Genomic DNA, 18,583 nt, shown 5'->3' with positions numbered 1-18,583 from the left:
TGGGCACCCGAAAAGCGCTCCAGAGCGTTATTTGGGTGCATAAAACCGTTGGCTGCTCAAAACCTGTATGGGCAACGGTTTTTTATCTGATACCTGACACCTGACACTTGCTCCAGAGCTAAAGTTCTCGCCAATTCGTCCCAGATAGAAAGTGAATATGCGTCGAGGGCGATGTGAACCGCATTGCCAGCAAAGCCGTGTGAGTACACCCCAACTCTCGCTTTGGTAAAGACGATCAATCAGCTCTACAATGGAGGAATTCGTAATGTTTGGTACCTTTCGATCTTTGAGTGCTTGCCTACTGCTCGCTGCAAGCGTAGCAGCCTATGTGACGGCGGCTCCGACGGCCGCTTATGCCCAAACCGTCGACACGACCACCAGTAACAATGCACTCTCCAATGGAACGAAAGTGGATCCGCTAGAAGTCGACGGTGTTTACGTGTTTGGCGACAGTCTGGTCGATACCGGAAACGTCTTCAACGCAAACGGCGGCGTGTTTCCCCCCAGCCCGCCTTACTTTTCGGGTCGTTTCTCCAACGGTCCGCTCTGGATCGAGAATGTCCTGGCCCCTTTGGGCATCAACCTGGTGCCCAGTACCACGGCGGGAGGGCAAAACTTTGCCTTTGGCGGTGCTCCCTCGGGCTTTTTCTTGGAGCAGCCCATTCCTCTTGGTGGCCCCCCCCCGGAGACACCGGGCCTGCTCTACCAGCTCGGTACCTTTACTCAGCCGGCGCCACAGGTCACACCCCAGACGCTCTACTTCATCTCCGCAGGCAGCAACGATCTTCTGAACGATTTTCTGGCCAATCGCGAACTGGACTATAACGTCCCGGTCCAGAACCTGACAACCGCGGTGGCAACGCTGTACGCCTATGGTGCGCGCAATATCGTCATCAGCAACATCCCGGATCTTAGCCGGGCTCCGCTCACGCAGGTCAACCCGGGCGAATTGCCTACGCTGAAGGATCAGGTGAAGCTTGCTAACAAGTACATCAAGATCGCCTTGCAGGAATTGAAACAGTCACGACCCGGTTTGAACACCATCCTCCTGGACTTCTACACCAGATTCAACAAGTTTCTCGACGCTCCCCAAGACTACGGCCTCACGAACACTATCTCGCCCTGTCTGACGGCCGTGGCGGTGTGTGCGAACCCCGATGAATACCTGTTCTGGGACGAAGTGCACCCGACGGCAGCCGTCGGGCAGGAGCTGGCGGAGTTTTTCACCGGTACGATCTTTACATCAAGCCCCTAGGCCAAGTGACGCAGGATCTCAGGGCCAGGCTTCAATGATTGCAGGCCGCCGCAACTACGGGTCTACAGGGGGAAAAACCAGTCGCAGCGCTCCCGTTTGTTGGGGCGGCCCAATGTCAGAATGCATATCTTCTGCAGGCAGGTCTACTATTACTGTGAAGGCCGTGGATCCTGGAGGGATATGCTCTTACCCGTCTCTCTGCGTTGTACCGCTCGACGGTGGGCCTGTGCCCTGTCCCTGGTGGCGAGCCTGGGTCTTGTGTGCCCCCGCTCCGCCTGGACGCAACCGGCAACGGCAGAAGCACCGGGCGGGGAGCTGGCAGAAGCCGCACGGCTGGACGAGCAGGGAGTCCAGCTGCGGGAAGCGGGCCGGTACAAAGAGGCCCAGCCGTTGGCCGAACAAGCCCTGGCCACGCGGGAAAAAGCCCTGGGGCCGGAGCACCCGGAGGTGGCGAAGAGCCTCAACAACCTGGCCCTCCTGTACACAGAGCGGGGCGAGTACGCTGAGGCCGAGCCGCTTTTCAGGCGCGCTTTGGCTATCCGGGAGAAAGCCTTCGGGCCGGAGCACCCGGAGATGGCGAAGAGCCTCAACAACTTGGCCCTCCTGTACTCCGAGCGGGGCGAGTACGCTGAGGCCGAGCCGCTTTTCAGGCGCGCTTTGGCTATCCGGGAGAAAGCCTTCGGGCCGGAGCACCCGGAGGTGGCGAAGAACCTCAACAACTTGGCCCTCCTGTACTCCGAGCGGGGCGAGTACGCCGAGGCCGAGCCGCTCCACAAGCGCGCCCTGGCCATTGAGGAAAAAGCTTTCGGACCGGAACACCAGAAAATGGCCGTGGGCCTCGGCAATCTGGCCCTCCTGTACTACCGCTGGGGCGAGTACGCCGAAGCCGAGCCGCTGTTCAAGCGCACGCTGGCCATTTTGGAGAAAGCTTTCGGACCGGAACACCCGAGGGTGGCCGTGAGCCTCAACAACCTGGCCAACCTGTATGACCGTCAAGGCGAGAACGCCGAGGCTGAGCGGCTCCACAAGCGCACGCTGGCCATCTGGGAGAAAGCTTTCGGACCGGAGCACCCGAGGGTGGCCGTGAGCCTCAGCAACCTGGCCCTCCTGCACCAGGAACGGGGTGAGTACACCGAGGCCGAGCCGCTGTTCAAGCGCGCCCTGGCAATCAAAGAGAAAACCCTCGGACTGGAGCACCCCGATACAGTCAACAGCTTCGTCTACCTGGCCAACCTGTACCGGGAACGGGGCGAGTACACCGAGGCCGAGCCGCTGTACAAGCGCGCCCTGGCCCTCTGGGAGAAAGCCTTCGGGACTCAGCACCCGAAGATGGCCACCGGCCTCTACAACTTGGCCCTCCTGCGCCTACGGCAAGACCGACCCGACGACGCCCGACAGGCCCTTCGACAGGCCCTCGACATCCAGGAGCACAACCTCGCCCTCAACCTCCCCGCCGCCGCCCAACAGCGCAACCACGCCTACCTCGCCTCCCTCAAGGACACCGCCGACCTCGCCCTCTGGCTCCACCTCCACCGCCTGCGCGACGACCCCGAGGCCGCCCGCCTCGCCTTTTCCACCGCCCTCGGCCGCAAAGGGCGGGTGCTGGAGGAGGCCACCCTTGCCCTCGCCCGCCTGCGCCGCCGCCTGCCTCCCGAGCGCCAACAGCCGCTGCAGCGGTTGGCCGCCGCCCGGACCCAACTGGCCACCCTCGTCCTTCAAAACTCCGTCACCTTGCCCCCCGAGCAATACCGGACCCGGGTGAGCGAACTGCGTACCCAGGTCCGCCAACTGGAGGACAACCTGGCCGACGCGGGTGCCGGTCTGCGCGCCCTCACCCGCCCGCTCACCCTGCAGGCGGTTCAGCAGGCCCTTCCCAAAGATGCTGCCCTCGTCGAGTTCGTGCTCTACCGCCCCTTCGAGCCGAAGGCGGCCGGCCCTGCCCAACGCTTCGGCCCGCCGCGCTACGCCGCCTACCTGCTGCCGGCGGTGGGTCCGCCCCGCGGCGTCGACCTGGGGGAAGCCAAACAGATAGACGCGCTCATCCGCTACTGGCGCTCCTGGTTGCTCGACCCCACTTCTCCCGGCACCGGCCGGGCTGACAAGCTCGCCCGCCAGCTCCACCAAAAACTCCTCGCTCCTCTGCAGGGCAACCCGGGAGTCAAGCACCTGTTCCTCGCCCCCGACGGCCAGCTCAACACTATGCCCTTCGCCGCCCTCGTCGCCCAGGACGGGCGCTCTTTGCTGCAGCGGTACGCCCTCACTTACCTCGTCTCCGGTCGCGAACTGCCCCGGCTTGAACAGGCTGCACCGGCTCCCCGGTCCGGTCCGCTGGTGCTGGGCGGGCCGGACTTCGCCCGCGCCGCTGCCGGCCCACCGCTTGCGTCCCGACCCGCCGCCGAGAGGCGTGCGACCGGGGAGAGCACCGGGGCGGCGGCGGCGCGCTGGGGAGAGAACCTGCGCTCCGCCGCCCTGACGGGCTTCACCGTCCGACCGCTGCCCGGGGCGGAGCGGGAAGCCAGGGCCGTCGCCCGGTTGCTGGGCATTCCCTCCACCCGACTGCTCACCGGGGCGCTGGCCACCGAGAACGCCCTCAAGGCCGCCCGTTCCCCCGCCCTGCTGCACCTGGCCACCCACGGCTTCTTCCTCCAGGAGCGGGACACCAGAGGTGAGGCGGAGGCGCAGGAGCCGCTCTTGCGCTCCGGGGTGGCCCTGGCCGGCTTCAACGCCCGCTCCTCCGGCTCCGAAGACGGCGTGCTCACTGCCCTCGAAGCCCAGGGGCTCGACCTGGAGGGCACCGAACTGGCGGTGCTGTCGGCCTGCGAGAGCGGGGTGGGACTGGTGCTGGGTGGCGAGGGGGTGCAGGGGCTGAGGCGGGCGCTGGCACTGGCCGGTACCAGGAGCCAGGTATTGACGCTGTGGCAGGTGGAAGACCGGACGACGGCGAAGCTGATGGAGCGGTTCTACCGGGGGTTGGTGGCGGGGCTGGGGCGCTCGGAGGCCCTCAGGCAGGCCCAACTGGCGGTGGCGGCTCAGCAGGGACGAGCCCACCCCTACTGGTGGGGTTCCTTCACAGCTTCGGGGGACTGGCGATCGGTGCGATTGTCTAAACTGGGAGGCTGAGAGGTCGGGACGGTGGCGGCGCGGGCGGCAACACTTGCAAGAAAGTGGCGAAGCCGCCGGTCCGCCATCGCCCTGGGCGGGTTGCGCACGGGTGATGAGCCGACGGCCAGGGATATCGATTACCCAGTGCTCGCCTACGCCAGCGGTCTGGATTTGACCACCGCGCCGGCATCGGCAAGAACCCGCACCGCACAAAAAGCTCATAAAACAGCAACGCAGTTTTGCAGGTGCCGCTGCCACCTTGCTCCCCGGGAGGGCACTGGAACTGACAAACCGAACAAAACCCAAAGTCTGCACGACTTTGGGCTGTTTCTCGGGCCTGCCCGGTGTCCAGGCCGCTGTCCTACTGGGGGCTGCAGCTGCCGAAGCCGAGCGCGATGGTCGCGAGGCTCGCTGTGCCGCCTGAACTCGACTTCGTGAGCAGGGCATCGATGAAGTACACATTTTGGGTGAAGTCGAGGGGAGCACCCAGAAAGAAGCATTCGGTCTGTGTCTGGTAGCTAGAGTTGGCCGGGAAGGCGTTGCTGTCGAAGTTGAACAGCGTGGTGGTGACCCCGGTCTCGTAGTTGTATGCCTTCAGCCTCAACTCCACCCGCGCATTGCTTCCGTTGTCGCGATACCGAGCGCGTAAATCAATCGGTGAAGTACTGGTCAAGTTGACGAGTTCGTCGAGCGCCACGATGTTGTAACGCAGGTTGAGGGTTGCAGGCACCGGTGCCGAACCGATGACTTCAACCCGGCCTTCGTTGGCGCTGATCAGCTGCAGATCTTCCTCGTCCACCACACCTGTGGAGGCCGCCGCCGTCCAGGGCGCTGCCTGGGCGATAGCGGTACCGAGGAGCAACATTGGCAGTGCCGCGGCGGCAGCCCAGAGCTTTGAAGAAGATACGGTCAACATGTCTGATTCCTACCTAAGTGAATGGGACGGGAAGGCACACCACTCTCGACAGAATGCTCCGCAAACTGTCTTCCGAGCAGGATTCAAAAGTTTTCGAACCCTGAAACCCCAAAAAGCGATTTCCAGGCCGGCCATTCCCGCTCAACTTCACCGAATGGCAGCGTTGCTGCACCCGGATTTCAGAGGGCATCTACAGGTACAGATGCCCAGAGTCGCGGGTCGAAGTGGGCGAGAAGTTTGGCTTTGAAGCTTGGGTGGTACTATCCTTCCACTGCTACTTAGGCCGGCGCTCCGCACTTTTTAGGGGCACTGGGCAGAAAAAAGTGGATCCCCCCTGGCCCCCCTTCCGCAGGCAAGCGATTCCTGCAGCAATAACCTCAAATTCAAAGCTTTTGGGGGGGATGGGGCCGGAATTTTGCCCGGGAGCTTTGGCGGTTTAAATTGCCGCCGCGGCGGGTGCCTGTGCCGCGGAACTACACTTTTTAAGGGTGCATTTGGAACTTGCCCTTGAAGCTGCGTCTGTTGTTCGTCTCTTCCGCCCTCGGGCCTCTGGGTACCGGCATGGCAGGGGGCGTCGAGTTCAATGTGCTCACCCTGGCGGCCGAACTGATCCGCCGCGGCCATCTGGTGCACATCGTCGCCCCCGAAGGCAGCCACACCGGCGCGGTACCTTTGGTAGCGGCCATCCCGGGATTACCGCCGGCCTCCGCCCAGCACACCGGCCGCGACAGCCCGGTGGTTTTGCCCCAGCCCTCGGCGCTCGCTAACCTGTTCGAAGCGGCCCGCGCCCGCCAGGACGACTACGACGTCATCTTCAACTGGTGCTACGACTGGCTGCCCCTGTACCTGACCCCGTTTTTCCGCACACCGCTCGCCCATATGATCACGATGGGCTCCTTGCTGGAGAGCATCGATCGGCAAATCGTCCGGGTGCTGGAGACCTTTCCGGGCACCGTGGCCGTCTACACCCGCTCCCAGGCCGAGACGTTCGCACCGATCGAAGGGCTCACCGTGCTGCCCTTCGGCCTGGATCCGGCCAGTTACGACTTTTGCCCGACGCCCGACGCCGAACCGTTTCTTGCCTGGGTGGGCCGCATCGCCCCCGAAAAAGGACTCGAAGACGCCCTGGCGGTGGCCGCCGCCTGCAATTTGCCTTTGCACCTGCTGGGGCGCATGCAGGATGCGGCCTACTTCGAGCGGGTGTGCGCCCTGCATCCCACCGCCCGCGTGCACTACGAAGGCTTCTTCCCCACCGACCAGATGCAGCACCGCCTCGGACCGGCCCTGGGAATGCTCTTTACCCCCAAGTGGACCGAAGCCTTCGGCAACGTCGCCATCGAGGCGATGGCCTGCGGCGTGCCGGTGGTGGCCTACGCCCGCGGCGGTCCAGCCGAAACGATCCAAGACGGCCTGACCGGATTTCTGGTCCCCCCCGACGATACTACCGCGATGATCCAGGCCGTGGGCCGCCTGGGGGAAATCGACCGGACCGCCTGCCGTGCCCACATCGAGACCCACTATTCCCTCGCCGCCCTGGGGGGTCGCTTCGAGGCGTGGTTCGCCGAATGCGCCCGCTCGCGCACTGGACGTTTGTCCTCGGGCACGCTATGATATGAACAAATGACCATAAACAAAGTGCCCATGAGCCTCTCCCGCAAGTTGTCCGGTCGCTCCCCCGTCCAGGTCCGCCGCGATCTGCGTCTTGAAGCGCAGGCGGCGCACGTCGCCTGCCGGCTGAAGCTTTCGCTGCTGCGCGCCGAGTATGCCCACCTGCCCGAGGAGCGCGGTTGGCCGCCGATTGCCGACTTGCCCGCCTCGGTGGCCCGCGGCTATGCCCTCGACAACGAGGTGGCCCAGTTGATGGCGCTGGTGGCCACCGACCGCACCCGCACCATCCGCGACGAACTGTGGCGCGCCCGCGCCGCCGAGCTTTACGCGCTGCCCGTCGCCGTCCGTCGCCGGACGACCGCCTAATGGTCTGCCAACCCCTGCCCCGGCCCGCGGCGGCTCTGCCCTTTGCCGAGAGCGAACCGGCCACCGCCGCGTTGAACACCGCCCTGCAGCTCACCTTCGTCTATCGGGGGCGCCGCGCCGAACTCGAAGATCTGGCCGCCGAGCTCCTCACCGAGTGCGCCCTGTCGGGCGTCGGTACCCCCCGAATCACTCTCCAATCGCTGGGTAGCCGCCGCCACAGCCTGCAGGTGCGCCTGGGCGAATCGGCCGAGGGCCGCCTCGAAAACCTGCTGGCCCTGGCTGCCCAGTTCGGCTGCCGGGTGCGCTGAGACTGCCGTGTGGGCCGACGCTTCCGGGTGATAGCATTGCCACACATTCGCAGTGGCACCCCGACGGCGATGTGAGTGCTACCCACAGGAGGAGTTTCCCCTTGTCCGCAGCCATTCTCGACGGCAAAGCCCTGGCCGCCCGCATTCAGGCCGAGCTGACTTGCGAGGTGCAGTCGCTGCAGGAGCGCTTCGGCCGCCCGCCCGGCCTCTCCGTGCTGTGGGTGGGAGACAACCCGGCCTCCGCCGCCTACGTCCGCAACAAAAACAAATCTGGTCAAGCGGTGGGGATCGATGTCGCCAAAAGTCAGCACCTCAAAGCGAGCCTCTCCGAGACGCAACTGTTGGCCCTCATCGATCGCCTCAACGCCGATGTGACCGTGGACGGCATCCTCGTCCAACTACCGTTGCCGGAGCACATCGACAGCGGTCGGGTACTGAACCGCATCGCCCCCGAAAAAGACGTCGACGGTCTGCACCCGGTCAATCTGGGGCGGCTGGTGCGCGGCGAGCCGGGCTTGCGCTCGTGCACCCCGGCCGGGGTGATGCGGATCCTCTCTGAGGCGGGGGTGCCCCTGGCGGGCAAGACAGCCGTCGTCATCGGCCGCAGCATCCTGGTGGGCAAACCCGTCGCCCTGATGCTGCTCGAAAAAGACGCGACCGTAATCACCACCCACTCGCGCACGGCGGATCTGGCCGCCATCACCCAGATGGCGGACGTGCTGGTGGTGGCGGCCGGGCGGCCGGAGCTGGTCACCGCCGCCATGGTCCGGCCCGGGGCGGTGGTAATCGATGTGGGCATCAACCGCGTCACCGACTACGAGGGCAACAGCCGCCTGGTGGGCGACGTCGATTTTGATTCTGTGCGCGACGTGGCGGCGGCGATCACCCCGGTGCCGCGGGGCGTCGGACCGATGACGGTGACGATGCTGTTGGCCAACACCGTCCAGAGCTACAAACAGCGGCTGATCGAATAAGGTCTCCAGACACTCTATTGGGCGCAGCGCCCACACAAAACTATGCCGCAGTCGACACGCGTCGTGCACGCACTGGAAGAATAAACCCATCCCACCCACCAATTCTCGTTCCCACCGTGCCGCTAAGTCCGGGGGGGTGTCGGGGGGGTGGCACGCCCCTCGACGCGGGGAGGAGGAGAGCGCGAGAGGGGAACCCGAAGGGGGTTCCACCTCTCGCCCCACAGACTGTCGTGCAAAATCAACCGTGGGGTTTGTCCAGACAACCGGCTCCCAGCTTACTTTCGCCTGGCCAGCAAGTCCGCGACGGAAATGCTCAGCGCGGGAAAGGCATCCGGCGACAGAAAATCGCTTTCACCCAGTACCACCGCATTGCAATAAAGCCCGTCCTGGGGATCACTGAAGCGATGCAAGCGGCGAGTTTCCACATCCACAACCCAGTACTCGCGAATGCCGGCGCGAGCGTAGGCGGCTCTTTTGATACCCAGGTCTTTGCCGAGACTCGAATCCGCTACTTCAATCACCAGCAAGACATCACTCGGACCGGGGTGACGGGTGGAATAGTAATCGCCCTCAGGATCCGGCGTCACCACGGTTACATCCGGCACCGGCTCACCGTATTCATCCAGAGCGATCGGCCGCTCGATACAGACAGTGCCATTCTCAGGAGCGATCAAGGCGAGCAGGCAGGCGAGTATGCGCGCGACGGTCGCGGCGTGCAGTGGACCTTGGGGAGGCATGCGAATGATCAGTCCGTCGATGAGTTCCACCCGTTCGTCCGGATGAAAGATGCCCGCTTTGCCCATGCGGTAGTACTCGTCCACCGTAAATGGACGCGGTTGGATACCTTGAGACGGCACGGTCGCAAACATAGACCGGCGTTGCCCGGAGCGGATTGGCCCCATCGTAGCACCAGCGTTTTTGTGCGCTCGGCTACCCTGGAAGCTGGAACTTATCGAGCCCGAGCGCCATGGCCAGAGTGTTGAAGCCTTACCCTGCTTCCGGGTCCGCCGTCTTCAAAATCAGCCGAGGAGGCGGGCTGCCGGTACTGCTCTACTGGGCAGAAAAAACCCTGGCCCACCGCACGCTGCTCTGGCAAAAACTCAACCACAAAAGCGCCTGCAAATCCTGCGCCTGGGGAACCGGCGGCCAGAAGGGCGGATTTTTCAACGAAAAGCGCGAACCCCTCCAACGCTGCGCCAAAAGCGTCGAATCGATCGCCGCCGATCTACAAGGACCGGTGGGTCGAGACTGCTTCGCCCGCATGGATCTTGCTCGCCTGCAGGAACTCTCATCGATGGAAGCCGACAAACTGGGTCGCTTGAGCCACCCGGTGATTCGGCGCGCGAACAGCAATTACTACGAACCAATCGGCTGGGAAGAGGTTTTCGCCATCGCCGCCCGGGCGTTTTCAGGCCCACCCGAGCGCGTCGCCTCCTACTCCTCGGGCCGCTCCTCCAACGAAGCGGCCTACATCCTCCAATTGATGTTGCGGGCTTACGGCTCCAACAATCTGGCGGACTGCTCGGATCTGTGCCATTCGCCCAGCACCGTCGGCCTCAAAGCAGTCTTCGGCTCCGGCACCTCGATGGTGAGCCTCGACGACCTGCGCCAGTCCGACTGTGTCGTGCTGCTGGGCTCCAACGCCCCCGCCAACCACCCGCGCCTGATGAACGAACTGATCCAGGTGCGCGAGCGCGGCGGCGCGGTGATCGTCGTCAACCCGGTACTCGAAGTCGGCCTTATCAACTTCGCCACCCCCGCCTCGCTCAAATCGCTGGCTTTCGGCTCCGAGATCGCTTCACTTTACCTGCAGCCCGACCCGGGAAGCGACGTCGCCCTTTTGATTGGTCTGGCCAAATCTCTCATAGAAAGCAACCGGCTTGAGCGCGCCTTTCTTGAAGCCCACACCGAGGACTGGCAGGCCGTAATCGCCCACATCCAGGCCACCCCCTGGGAGCGCATCGAGCACACCTGCGGCATCGAGCGCGCCGCCATCGAAGGCGCAGCGGCGGTGATCGGCCGCGCCGAGCGCACCGTCTTTGCCTGGGCGATGGGGATCACCCAGCACGCCAACGGCGTCGACAATGTCTACGCCATCGCCAACCTGGCTTTGCTCACCGGCAACGCCGGCAAACCGGGCGCAGGCACGATGCCCATCCGCGGCCACTCCAACGTGCAGGGCTTCGGCTCGATGGGGGTGAGCGCCCGGCCCAAAGAAGCGATCCAAAAAGCCCTCGAAACACTCCTGCGAAAACCCCTCAGCCGTGCCCCCGGCTACGACACCCGTGCCCTCATCCAGGCTGCCGAATCCGGCAAGATCGATGCGCTGTTGTGCCTGGGGGGCAACCTCTGGGGAGCCAATCCCGACCGCGCCCAGACTGCACACGCCCTCGGCCGCATCAAAACGATCATCTATCTATCCACCAAGCCCAACCCTGGCCACTTCCACGGCCTCGCCGCCAAAGACACCATCATCATCCCCGTCTTCACCCGCGATGAGAATCCCCACAAGACCACCACCGAGTCGGGCAACAACTTCGTGCGCCTCAACAGCGAAGGCCAAACCCATCTGCACGACGCCGACCTCATCTCGGAAGTCGAATTTCTGACGCGCCTTGCCCACCGGATGCACGGCGAGACACCGCTCGACTGGCGGCGGCTCACCGACACCGCCTACGTGCGCGGGCTCATCGCCCAAACGATCCCCGGCTACGAAAAAATCGGCGAGATCGACCGCACCGGCGAGGAATTTACGATAGCGGGCCGCATCTTCCACGAGCCCCGATTTGCAACGCCCACCGGCAAAGCGAAGATGTTCGTCACCCCCCTGCCGGTGCTCGATAAGCCCAGGGCCGAAGATTTTGGCGTCACAACCTCCAAACGCGCCATCGCCCTGGTGCTGGTCACAGTGCGCTCCTACTCCCAGCACAACACCGTCGTCTACAAAGCGGGCGACACCTACCGGGGGATGCCGCACCGCAACTGCATCCTGATGCACCCCGAGGACGCCGCCGCCGCCGGATTCGCCGAGCACGAGCGGGTAACGGTCACCGGCAAAGTCGGCCAAAAAGAGCAGGTCGAAATTATCTTCGGCGCCCCCAAGCGCGGCGCCGCCCTGATGTTCTATCCCGAAATCAACGACATCATCCGCCCCCCCGTGGACCTGCGCTGCGGCATCCCGGCATTCAAGCGCAACCCGGTGCTCATCCACGCCGATTGACCAAGGTGCGCATCGGAACAACGCCTTGAGACCCATATCCCCTACGATGGCCTTGCACTGACCGCAGGGGAACCGGCGATGCTCATCCACCTGATTGCCGACTACGGCAACGGCGATTCGGCTTTTTCAGAAGTGGCCCAACGCCTGATGCTCCACACCGGGGAAGCCCAGATCCTGCCGGTGTCGGTGCCGCCCTTCAGCACCCTGGCCACCGGATTCTGGGTGGCACAATTGGGGCTCAACCCATCCCCGCCGGACATGCTCATCTACCACAACTGCGCCCCCCGCAAAGACGACGTGCAACCGCGCGCCGACAACGAGGGTGAAGGCCTGGTCTACGCCTTACTTCCCGGAGGCATCCGCACCGTCGGGGTCAACGCCGGGTACACCCTCTCGTTTATCAAAGATAGTGCCCTGGCGCTCCACTGGGTGAACGTGGCGCGCGCCGGGTCGCAGTTTCGCTCGCGCGACATCTTTCCGGTAGCCGCCGCCAAGATCGCCGCCGGGGACGAGTCGCTGTTGGGCAACCCCCTGGAGCGCGATCGGCTGCCGGATCTGCCCGCCGATCGCATCGCCTGGGTAGACGGCTACGGCAACTTGAAGACGACCATCGCCCACAGCAGCCTGGCCCTCGAAGTCGGCACCAAACTGGTGCTGCGGGTGGGCGACGCAGTCAGCGACGCGGTCTACTCCGACGGCAGCTTTCGGGTGCCGGAGGGCACCCTCGCCTTTGCCCCCGGCAGCTCGGGCTGGAACGATCCCGACGGTACACCGATTCGCTGGATGGAGCTGTTTTTGCGCGGCGGCAGCGCCTGGCAGCGCTTCGGCAGGCCCAAGCTGGAGGAAAAAGTCACGATTTTGGCCCGCTGACGCTTCGATTCAGGTCTGCTTGGACTGGGCTTCTTCGACGTCGAGCAGACTAACCACCACCCCCGCCACCGGCACGGCCAGAAACACACCGATCAATCCACCGATGCGCGCCCCGACCAGCAGTGCAAAAAAGACGATCACCGGATTGAGATTGACCGTGCTCTGCATCACCCGGGGGGCGATGAAATTGTCCTGGACCTGCTGGAGCGCGATGCAGGCGGCGAACAATTTCAGCGTCGCGACCCAATCCCCCTGCACCAGCACCGTCAGGCAGACCAGGCCCACCCCCAACGTCGCCCCGATGCCGGGGATCAAATCGAACAGGGCGACGGTGATGGCCAGTACCAGGGCAAAGGGGATCTGCAGGAGCGTAAAGACCACAAAGCTTGCGGTCCCCAAAAACAATGCAATCAACAGTTGCCCCTGAAAAAAGCCGGCGAAATTGCTCTGCACCGACTGTGAGAAGCGCACCCGTTGAGCGGCGGGCAAAAATTTGATCAACAGCCCCCAGATCCGTCCCCCATCGGCGAGCATAAAAAAGGCGACCACGACGATGACGATAAACGTGACGTAGCTTCCCAGAAACGACGGCAACGAGCCGAGGATAAAGCCGATTGTGTTTCTGGCCAGCTCGGTGGCCTGTTGTTGCACCGGTTCAAGGTCGATCCGAATGCGGCGGGCCGTCAGAAATTCCTCCAACCGGGTCAGCGGGTCCGCCGAAGAGTTGAACGTGTTGACAATCGCGTTGGCCAGCTGCTGCACCTGGCCGACGATAGTCACCCCCAGACCGGCGACGACCACGACCATCAAAATCAGACTGAGCACGATCACCACCGCCAGGGAAGCGCCCCGACCGACAAAGCGCTCCAGATAGCGCGCCGGATAGTTGAGCAGCAGCGCCAGGACCGCCGCGAAGGTGAACGTCGTAATCACGTACTCGAAGTACGAAAACAACGTCAAAAGCGCCCAGCCGCAGGCAAAAAGCAACAAAAAGCGCACCAGGGCGTTGGTACTGATGCGGGTTAATAAAACGCCGCCGTTTGCATTCTCGGCCGGTTCTCCCATTGCAGCCTTTCTCCTGGTGGCGCCGGTTTTTCACACATGCTACCTGTTTGCACTGACCCGTGCGCCGCCGGGCCAGGCTTCCCAGATAAGCCCTCCGTGCCGCTCGGTGCTCCAGCGGGGCAATCGGGCGGGCGGGCGGCCCCGTTCGCGACCGCTGACGAGTACGCCCTGCAGGCGGTCGAGCCTCAGCAAAGCCTCCGGCAGCCGCCCGCCGCTCCACAGCCATTGCACCGGGCCGAGTGTACCGCGATGCTCCTGCAACAGCCAGCGCTGCTCAAGCAGGCTGGGCGATCCGGCCAACAGCAGCGTCGATCCGGCCGCTTCCAACAAAAGCGCCGGGGGCTCGCTCGCCAGCAGCCGCAGCTCGACCTCATCCTCCAGTTCGATGCGCTCACCGGCTAGAAGGGGGATGCGGCGGGTTGTACCCAGCCGCGCGAGGGTTTGCTGCCAATGGGCGGAGCGCGGCGGCGGCACGGCGTCGTAAAGTCTCTCAACTTCGGCCGCTTCAAGCAACTCCCGCAGCCCGCCGGTTTGCCAGGGGGCTTCGCCGGTGGCGACGACCGCATCGACGGCCAGACGGCCGCGCGCTTCGAGATACGGTACCAGCACCCCGACCACCGCCCCAACCGAGCCGCCGCCCAGCACCAGGGTGCGGCGCCGTGTCTCGATCACCAGCGCTTCGGAGCCGCCGCTCGCGAGCACCGCGAGGGTGACCGCGGGCCGGGGCAGCCAACCGGGAGCCACCAGCACCAGAGCGGCGGCGAGGGTGAGGGGCCGCCAGGGTAGGTGGGTGTGGGCCGCGACGAGCAGGGCGTAAAGGGCCACCGCCTGCACCGGCAGCAGCAGACCGGGCGTGGCGAGGCTGCCCGGCCAATCCGCCACCTGCCGCACCAGCGCGTCGAGCGCCGCCAGTAGCCAGCCCAAAGGAATGTCCAGCACCCCGGCGGCGTTCGGGTGGACCAGGGCGAGGGCGCTTGCCGCCATTCCACCCAGGGTGAGCACTTCGACAACCGGGGCGGCCAGCAGGTTGAGCGCCAGGGCGTAGGGGCTCCACTGGCCGAAAATCAACAGTTGCAGCGGCAGCGTCCAAAGGGTGGCGGCGAAGCCCACGGCGAGGGCGGCTGCGATCGTTCCCGGCAGGCCCTCCAAGCGGGCAGTCAGTCTCGGGACGCTCACCACCAGCCCGAGGGTGGCCAGAAAACTGAAGGCAAAGCCCAGATCCCAGATCATCAGCGGATCGGCGACGAGCAGGACAAAGGCGGCAGCCCAGAGGGCTCCGAGCGGCTCCGCCTTTTCGCCCAGGACGATGGCCAGCAGCGCCACCGCGCCCATGGCCGCCGCCCGCAATATCGACGGTCCGCCCCCGGCAAGGGCCACGAATCCCGCGAGCAAAATCCCTCCCACGGCCGCCTGCACCGGCGGCGGATAGCCGCGCAGCAAGACCAGAGCCGCCCCCAGCAAGATCGAGACCTGGGCGCCGGAAGCGGCGAGCAGATGGGCGAGGCCGACGGCGCGGTAGCGCTCCTCGACGGCTTTCGGCAAGGTCACCGCATCCGCCCCGACCACCAGAGCACCCAGCAACGCCCCCGCCTCTTCTCCCAAAAAGCGCTTGTGGGTTGCGGCGATGCGCTCCCTGGCCAGGGCGAGCCAGTCGGGAGCCGGGGCGCCCAGCACGGCGAGCGCCTCGGCCTTCAGCACGGCAAAGGCTCCCTGCCTGCTCAAGTACGCCCGCTCGTCGAAGCTGTTGGGGTTGGCAGGCACAGCCGGACGGCGCAAAGCGCCGCTGATGTGCACCCGATCGCCGGGGCGCACCGGCGGCCTTCCCGGGGCGCGCACCCAGATTTTGCCCGACTCGGGCAAATCCAGGGTGAGCAAAAAGCGCTGCCCGGCAGGCCCCAGACGCACAGAACCGCCGACTGTGCCGGTGAACACGACCGATGAACGTGGAGCATTCCAACTGACGTCGGTGGGCGCAGGCCGGGGGGTGCGCAGATGCAGGTAAGCTCCCGCGCCCACGGCAAAGACGAACGCCACCACCCAGAAACGCCAGGAAGGCAGTGAAAAGACCCGCAGCGAGGCGACCGTTCCCACCACGCCCACAATCCCGAGAGCCAACCAGCCCCAGGCCCACCCCGAGAGCAATAATCCGGCAAAGTATGCCCCACTCACCAAAAAATAGCCGTTGCGCTCCATCGGCTTCACCCCGACCCCGACCCGGCGATTGTGACCGGTTTGGGCGTGCGGAGCGAAATTTAAGGCCGGCAGTGTACCGGGATGTGCGGCAATGCGTCGGGCAATGACCGACAAGAAACCCCGGCTGGGGGGCCGGGGCGGTCTTGAAGATATTCGCGATCAAAAGTAGAAAATTTTGCGCTCGCGCTTGGGGGGCTTACTGCGCTCGTCAGGGCTGCGCCCGCCGCGCAGCGGGGATCCTGGCGCGCGCCCCGGCGGACCCGCTTCAAAACGCGGCCGGTTGTCGAAGCGGGGAGCGGCCCGCCCGGCGCTCCGCTCCCGGTCTTTGCCCCGGTCTTTGACCAAGAGGACGACTTCCGGTGCCGCCGCCGGTTGCAAGAAGGGAAACACCTCGGCGGAGTCGGGAGCCAGCCCGTGCGCGCTGCCCAGCGATGCCATCGCGACCAAACTTGCACTGTAGAGGAAGGTGTCCATCGGTCAAGCTCCAAACCAGTGGACGCTGAAGGTCCATTTCAAGGCTAGCGAACGCCCATCGGGGCCGCCAGCTTACCAAGCGCACCCGCCATTGCGCTTGAGCGCACAGCCGACTAAACGGTCCGGCGCGGGCGCGACAGGAAGATGAGAGCGGCAGCCAGTGCCAGTGCCGCCGCCGTGGAGGCGCTCAATAGCCGCGCGACCCCCACGGAACCGAGCGCTCCTACCCACAGGACACCGGCCAACGCCATCAACCAGAAGCTGCTGAGCAGGGCCGGAGCGGCGGGCATGGCCGGCGGCGGGGATCGGTCGTTGGTACCAACGGTGTCGTCCACCTCCAGACGGGACAAAAAATGCTCCCAGGCGCGGGCAAAACCCAGTCCGCCCGCGACGGCCACCGCAAGCAACACCCACCCCGGCATCCAGCGGGCGACGTATAAATTCGACAATCCAAAAACGCCGCAGGCAATCGACGTCGCCCCCAAAAGTGCGATGGCCAGTCCCCAAAAGATGGTCACGGTGCTTTTTGCGGCCCGCGGCGGGCGGAGCGGTAGATAAGATAGGCCGCAAACGCCAGTGTGGCGTTGCCCAAAAGGGTCATCGCCGCCTGCAGTTGGCCCAGATAGGCCAGCTCGGGCCGGTTGTCGAAGTAATGCCAGACCAGGACCGCCATCGCCCCCACCAGCGCCGGCAGCATCCCCCAGCACAGCGCCCGGAAGGACCGCTCGCCCGTGCGCTCGGCGTAGCGCCAGACGAGGGCGATGGCCAGCGTCCACTCGACGACGCTCGCGATATGAATGATCCAGGTCGGTAGAGAGAGCGCCTGCATGGGCTCAGGGTAACACCCGCAAAGCTGAATATTTTGGGTAGTTCTATCCGAATGCGTCCCGGCCCTGTTAGAACAACCTTGTTTGTTTTTGGCAGAGCACCACATGGCACTACTGGTCATGGTCCGCCACGGTCAATCGATCTGGAACCTCGAAAACCGCTTCACCGGCTGGACTGACGTTCCCCTGACCGAAAAAGGCCGCGCGGAAGCCCGCGCCTGCGGCGAGTTGATTTATTGCGTCCCCTTCGCCGTCGCCTTTACTTCCAAACTGACGCGCGCCCAAGACACCTTGCGCCTCATTCTCGAAGCCGCCGACCAACCGGACGTGCCGGTGATCGAGGATCAGGCCCTCAATGAGCGCCACTACGGCGAGCTGCAGGGGCTCAACAAAGCCGAAACTGCCGCGAAGTACGGTGAGGAAACGGTCCGGCAGTGGCGGCGCAGCCTGGAGGGGCGTCCCCCCGGCGGCGAGAGCCTCAAGGACACCGCCCTGCGATCATTGCGCTATTTCTACGAAAAAATTGTTCCCGAGTTGGAGGCGGGTAAGAACGTGCTCGTCAGTGCCCACGGCAACACGATCCGGGCCATTTTGATGGAACTCGATCACCTGAGCCCCGAGCAGGTCGAAAAGGTCGAAATCGAATACTGCGTGCCGGTCGCCTTCGAGCATCAGGCGGACGGCACCTTCTCGCAGGTGCTCATGCCCCGATGCGACATCATCCGGCCGCCGCAGCCGCCGGCCCGCAGCATCGCCCGGCTCTAGCGGATGCGGTCGATGCGGGAGATGGCGGTGAGGGCGGCGGCACCGAGGGCAACCACCACGCCCCCCCAGAAGATGCTCCACAAAAAGTTGCTCAGCGTCGCGGTCATGGACGGTTCTCCAAAGGGGACGTGTGCTTGACGAAGTCACAGTAGTGTAGATTGTACCTTTTTGTTGCCCGATGTGACGAAGCTGTTAAAAATAAGGTGGTGGCGCGGGCGGCGGTGGCGATGGGCATCAAAGAGCAGTTGATTCGGGCGGCGGAAGACGAATTGACCGAGTACAGCACCGATCTGCGCAAGATCGAGAAGCTGAGGCCGAAGGTGGCCTTTCGCCTCAGCACTGCCGAGCGGGAGCATCTGGCGGGCGAACTGCGCACCGAGCTGGATTCCGGCGCGCCTTTAGGACCGATCGTCGAGAAGCAGCGCCAGACGGTGGCGCTGCCTTTTTGGGGCCTGTGTGGCCTCGGCCTGCTGTTGGGCTTTTTGGGGGCGCTGTGGGGCTGGGGCGTCGCCATTGCCGGTTGCTGGGGGGCCTTTGTCATCCAGCGCTGGGGCTGGCAACTCCAGGCACGCCGCTTGCTTTTGGCCACGCTCGAAGACATCGAGCGGCGTGCCGCTAGGTAGGGCGGAGCGTACTATAA

Annotated in this window: 18 protein-coding genes; 10 read left to right on the top strand and 8 right to left on the bottom strand. The window is 64.6% G+C overall.

All coding sequences use genetic code 11. The features are described 5' to 3' along the window. The first annotated feature begins 265 nt into the window (after positions 1 to 265). Both GLL_RS09785 and GLL_RS09780 read left to right on the top strand, forming a co-directional pair. Positions 266 to 1,255 carry an SGNH/GDSL hydrolase family protein gene (locus tag GLL_RS09785; protein WP_164928886.1) on the top strand — a complete coding sequence of 330 codons (990 nt, stop codon included), beginning with the start codon at positions 266 to 268 and terminating at the stop codon, positions 1,253 to 1,255. 180 nt (positions 1,256 to 1,435) lie between these two features. Next, complete coding sequence (locus GLL_RS09780; RefSeq protein ID WP_164928885.1) at positions 1,436 to 4,375, top strand: CHAT domain-containing tetratricopeptide repeat protein; 2,940 nt, start codon at positions 1,436 to 1,438, stop codon at positions 4,373 to 4,375. Between the two features lie 343 nt (positions 4,376 to 4,718). Here GLL_RS09780 and GLL_RS09775 read toward each other — a convergent pair whose 3' ends face one another. Next, positions 4,719 to 5,273, bottom strand: coding sequence for a hypothetical protein (locus tag GLL_RS09775; protein ID WP_011141886.1), 555 nt, complete (start codon positions 5,271 to 5,273; stop codon positions 4,719 to 4,721). Positions 5,274 to 5,780: 507 nt separating this feature from the next. On the opposite strand from GLL_RS09775, the gene GLL_RS09770 reads away from it, so the two are divergent. From GLL_RS09770 to folD, 4 genes are all read left to right on the top strand, one after another. After that, positions 5,781 to 6,884, top strand: coding sequence for a glycosyltransferase family 4 protein (locus GLL_RS09770; RefSeq protein WP_197530157.1), 1,104 nt, complete (start codon positions 5,781 to 5,783; stop codon positions 6,882 to 6,884). A gap of 30 nt (positions 6,885 to 6,914) precedes the next feature. Beyond that, positions 6,915 to 7,247, top strand: coding sequence for a hypothetical protein (locus tag GLL_RS09765; RefSeq protein WP_164928884.1), 333 nt, complete (start codon positions 6,915 to 6,917; stop codon positions 7,245 to 7,247). Continuing rightward, positions 7,247 to 7,555, top strand: a complete 309-nt coding sequence (locus GLL_RS09760; RefSeq protein WP_011141883.1) for a hypothetical protein — start codon at positions 7,247 to 7,249, stop codon at positions 7,553 to 7,555. The genes GLL_RS09765 and GLL_RS09760 overlap by 1 nt, the downstream gene beginning before the upstream one ends. Before the next feature lie 101 nt (positions 7,556 to 7,656). Next, positions 7,657 to 8,529, top strand: a complete 873-nt coding sequence (gene folD, locus GLL_RS09755; RefSeq protein ID WP_011141882.1) for a bifunctional methylenetetrahydrofolate dehydrogenase/methenyltetrahydrofolate cyclohydrolase FolD — start codon at positions 7,657 to 7,659, stop codon at positions 8,527 to 8,529. A 275-nt stretch (positions 8,530 to 8,804) separates the two neighbouring features. Here folD and GLL_RS09750 read toward each other — a convergent pair whose 3' ends face one another. After that, complete coding sequence (locus tag GLL_RS09750; RefSeq protein ID WP_164928883.1) at positions 8,805 to 9,398, bottom strand: Uma2 family endonuclease; 594 nt, start codon at positions 9,396 to 9,398, stop codon at positions 8,805 to 8,807. Positions 9,399 to 9,496: 98 nt separating this feature from the next. On the opposite strand from GLL_RS09750, the gene GLL_RS09745 reads away from it, so the two are divergent. Together GLL_RS09745 and GLL_RS09740 are read left to right on the top strand one after the other, a co-directional pair. Beyond that, the gene (locus tag GLL_RS09745) at positions 9,497 to 11,749 is read left to right on the top strand and encodes an FdhF/YdeP family oxidoreductase (RefSeq protein WP_011141880.1); all 2,253 of its coding nucleotides are present in this window, start codon (positions 9,497 to 9,499) and stop codon (positions 11,747 to 11,749) included. A gap of 78 nt (positions 11,750 to 11,827) precedes the next feature. Continuing rightward, positions 11,828 to 12,619, top strand: coding sequence for an SAM hydrolase/SAM-dependent halogenase family protein (locus GLL_RS09740; protein WP_011141879.1), 792 nt, complete (start codon positions 11,828 to 11,830; stop codon positions 12,617 to 12,619). Positions 12,620 to 12,628: 9 nt separating this feature from the next. Here GLL_RS09740 and GLL_RS09735 read toward each other — a convergent pair whose 3' ends face one another. From GLL_RS09735 to GLL_RS09715, 5 genes are all read right to left on the bottom strand, one after another. Then, a complete protein-coding gene (locus GLL_RS09735) occupies positions 12,629 to 13,684 on the bottom strand; it encodes an AI-2E family transporter (RefSeq protein WP_011141878.1) in 1,056 nt (351 codons plus the stop codon). A gap of 39 nt (positions 13,685 to 13,723) precedes the next feature. Continuing rightward, positions 13,724 to 15,877, bottom strand: a complete 2,154-nt coding sequence (locus GLL_RS09730) for a ComEC/Rec2 family competence protein (RefSeq protein WP_164928882.1) — start codon at positions 15,875 to 15,877, stop codon at positions 13,724 to 13,726. Positions 15,878 to 16,036: 159 nt separating this feature from the next. Further along, positions 16,037 to 16,351 carry a hypothetical protein gene (locus GLL_RS09725; RefSeq protein ID WP_011141876.1) on the bottom strand — a complete coding sequence of 105 codons (315 nt, stop codon included), beginning with the start codon at positions 16,349 to 16,351 and terminating at the stop codon, positions 16,037 to 16,039. Positions 16,352 to 16,464: 113 nt separating this feature from the next. Continuing rightward, positions 16,465 to 16,869, bottom strand: coding sequence for a hypothetical protein (locus GLL_RS09720; RefSeq protein ID WP_011141875.1), 405 nt, complete (start codon positions 16,867 to 16,869; stop codon positions 16,465 to 16,467). Beyond that, the gene (locus tag GLL_RS09715; protein ID WP_011141874.1) at positions 16,866 to 17,180 is read right to left on the bottom strand and encodes a DUF2499 domain-containing protein; all 315 of its coding nucleotides are present in this window, start codon (positions 17,178 to 17,180) and stop codon (positions 16,866 to 16,868) included. The genes GLL_RS09720 and GLL_RS09715 overlap by 4 nt, the downstream gene beginning before the upstream one ends. A gap of 103 nt (positions 17,181 to 17,283) precedes the next feature. Between GLL_RS09715 and GLL_RS09710 the strand changes: the two genes are divergently transcribed. Then, positions 17,284 to 17,943, top strand: a complete 660-nt coding sequence (locus GLL_RS09710; protein WP_011141873.1) for a 2,3-bisphosphoglycerate-dependent phosphoglycerate mutase — start codon at positions 17,284 to 17,286, stop codon at positions 17,941 to 17,943. On the opposite strand, the gene GLL_RS09705 is transcribed toward GLL_RS09710, so the two are convergent. Next, the gene (locus GLL_RS09705; RefSeq protein ID WP_011141872.1) at positions 17,940 to 18,050 is read right to left on the bottom strand and encodes a photosystem II reaction center X protein; all 111 of its coding nucleotides are present in this window, start codon (positions 18,048 to 18,050) and stop codon (positions 17,940 to 17,942) included. The genes GLL_RS09710 and GLL_RS09705 overlap by 4 nt on opposite strands. A 120-nt stretch (positions 18,051 to 18,170) precedes the next feature. Here GLL_RS09705 and GLL_RS09700 point away from each other — a divergent pair, with 120 nt between their 5' ends. Then, positions 18,171 to 18,566 carry a hypothetical protein gene (locus GLL_RS09700; protein WP_164928881.1) on the top strand — a complete coding sequence of 132 codons (396 nt, stop codon included), beginning with the start codon at positions 18,171 to 18,173 and terminating at the stop codon, positions 18,564 to 18,566. Positions 18,567 to 18,583: the final 17 nt, after the last annotated feature.

It is taken from the genome of Gloeobacter violaceus PCC 7421 (genome assembly GCF_000011385.1).
Classification (GTDB): Bacteria; Cyanobacteriota; Cyanobacteriia; order Gloeobacterales; family Gloeobacteraceae; genus Gloeobacter; species Gloeobacter violaceus.
The sequence above is the reverse complement of the archived record's forward strand: the minus strand, read 5'-3'. Positions and strand labels throughout refer to the sequence as shown.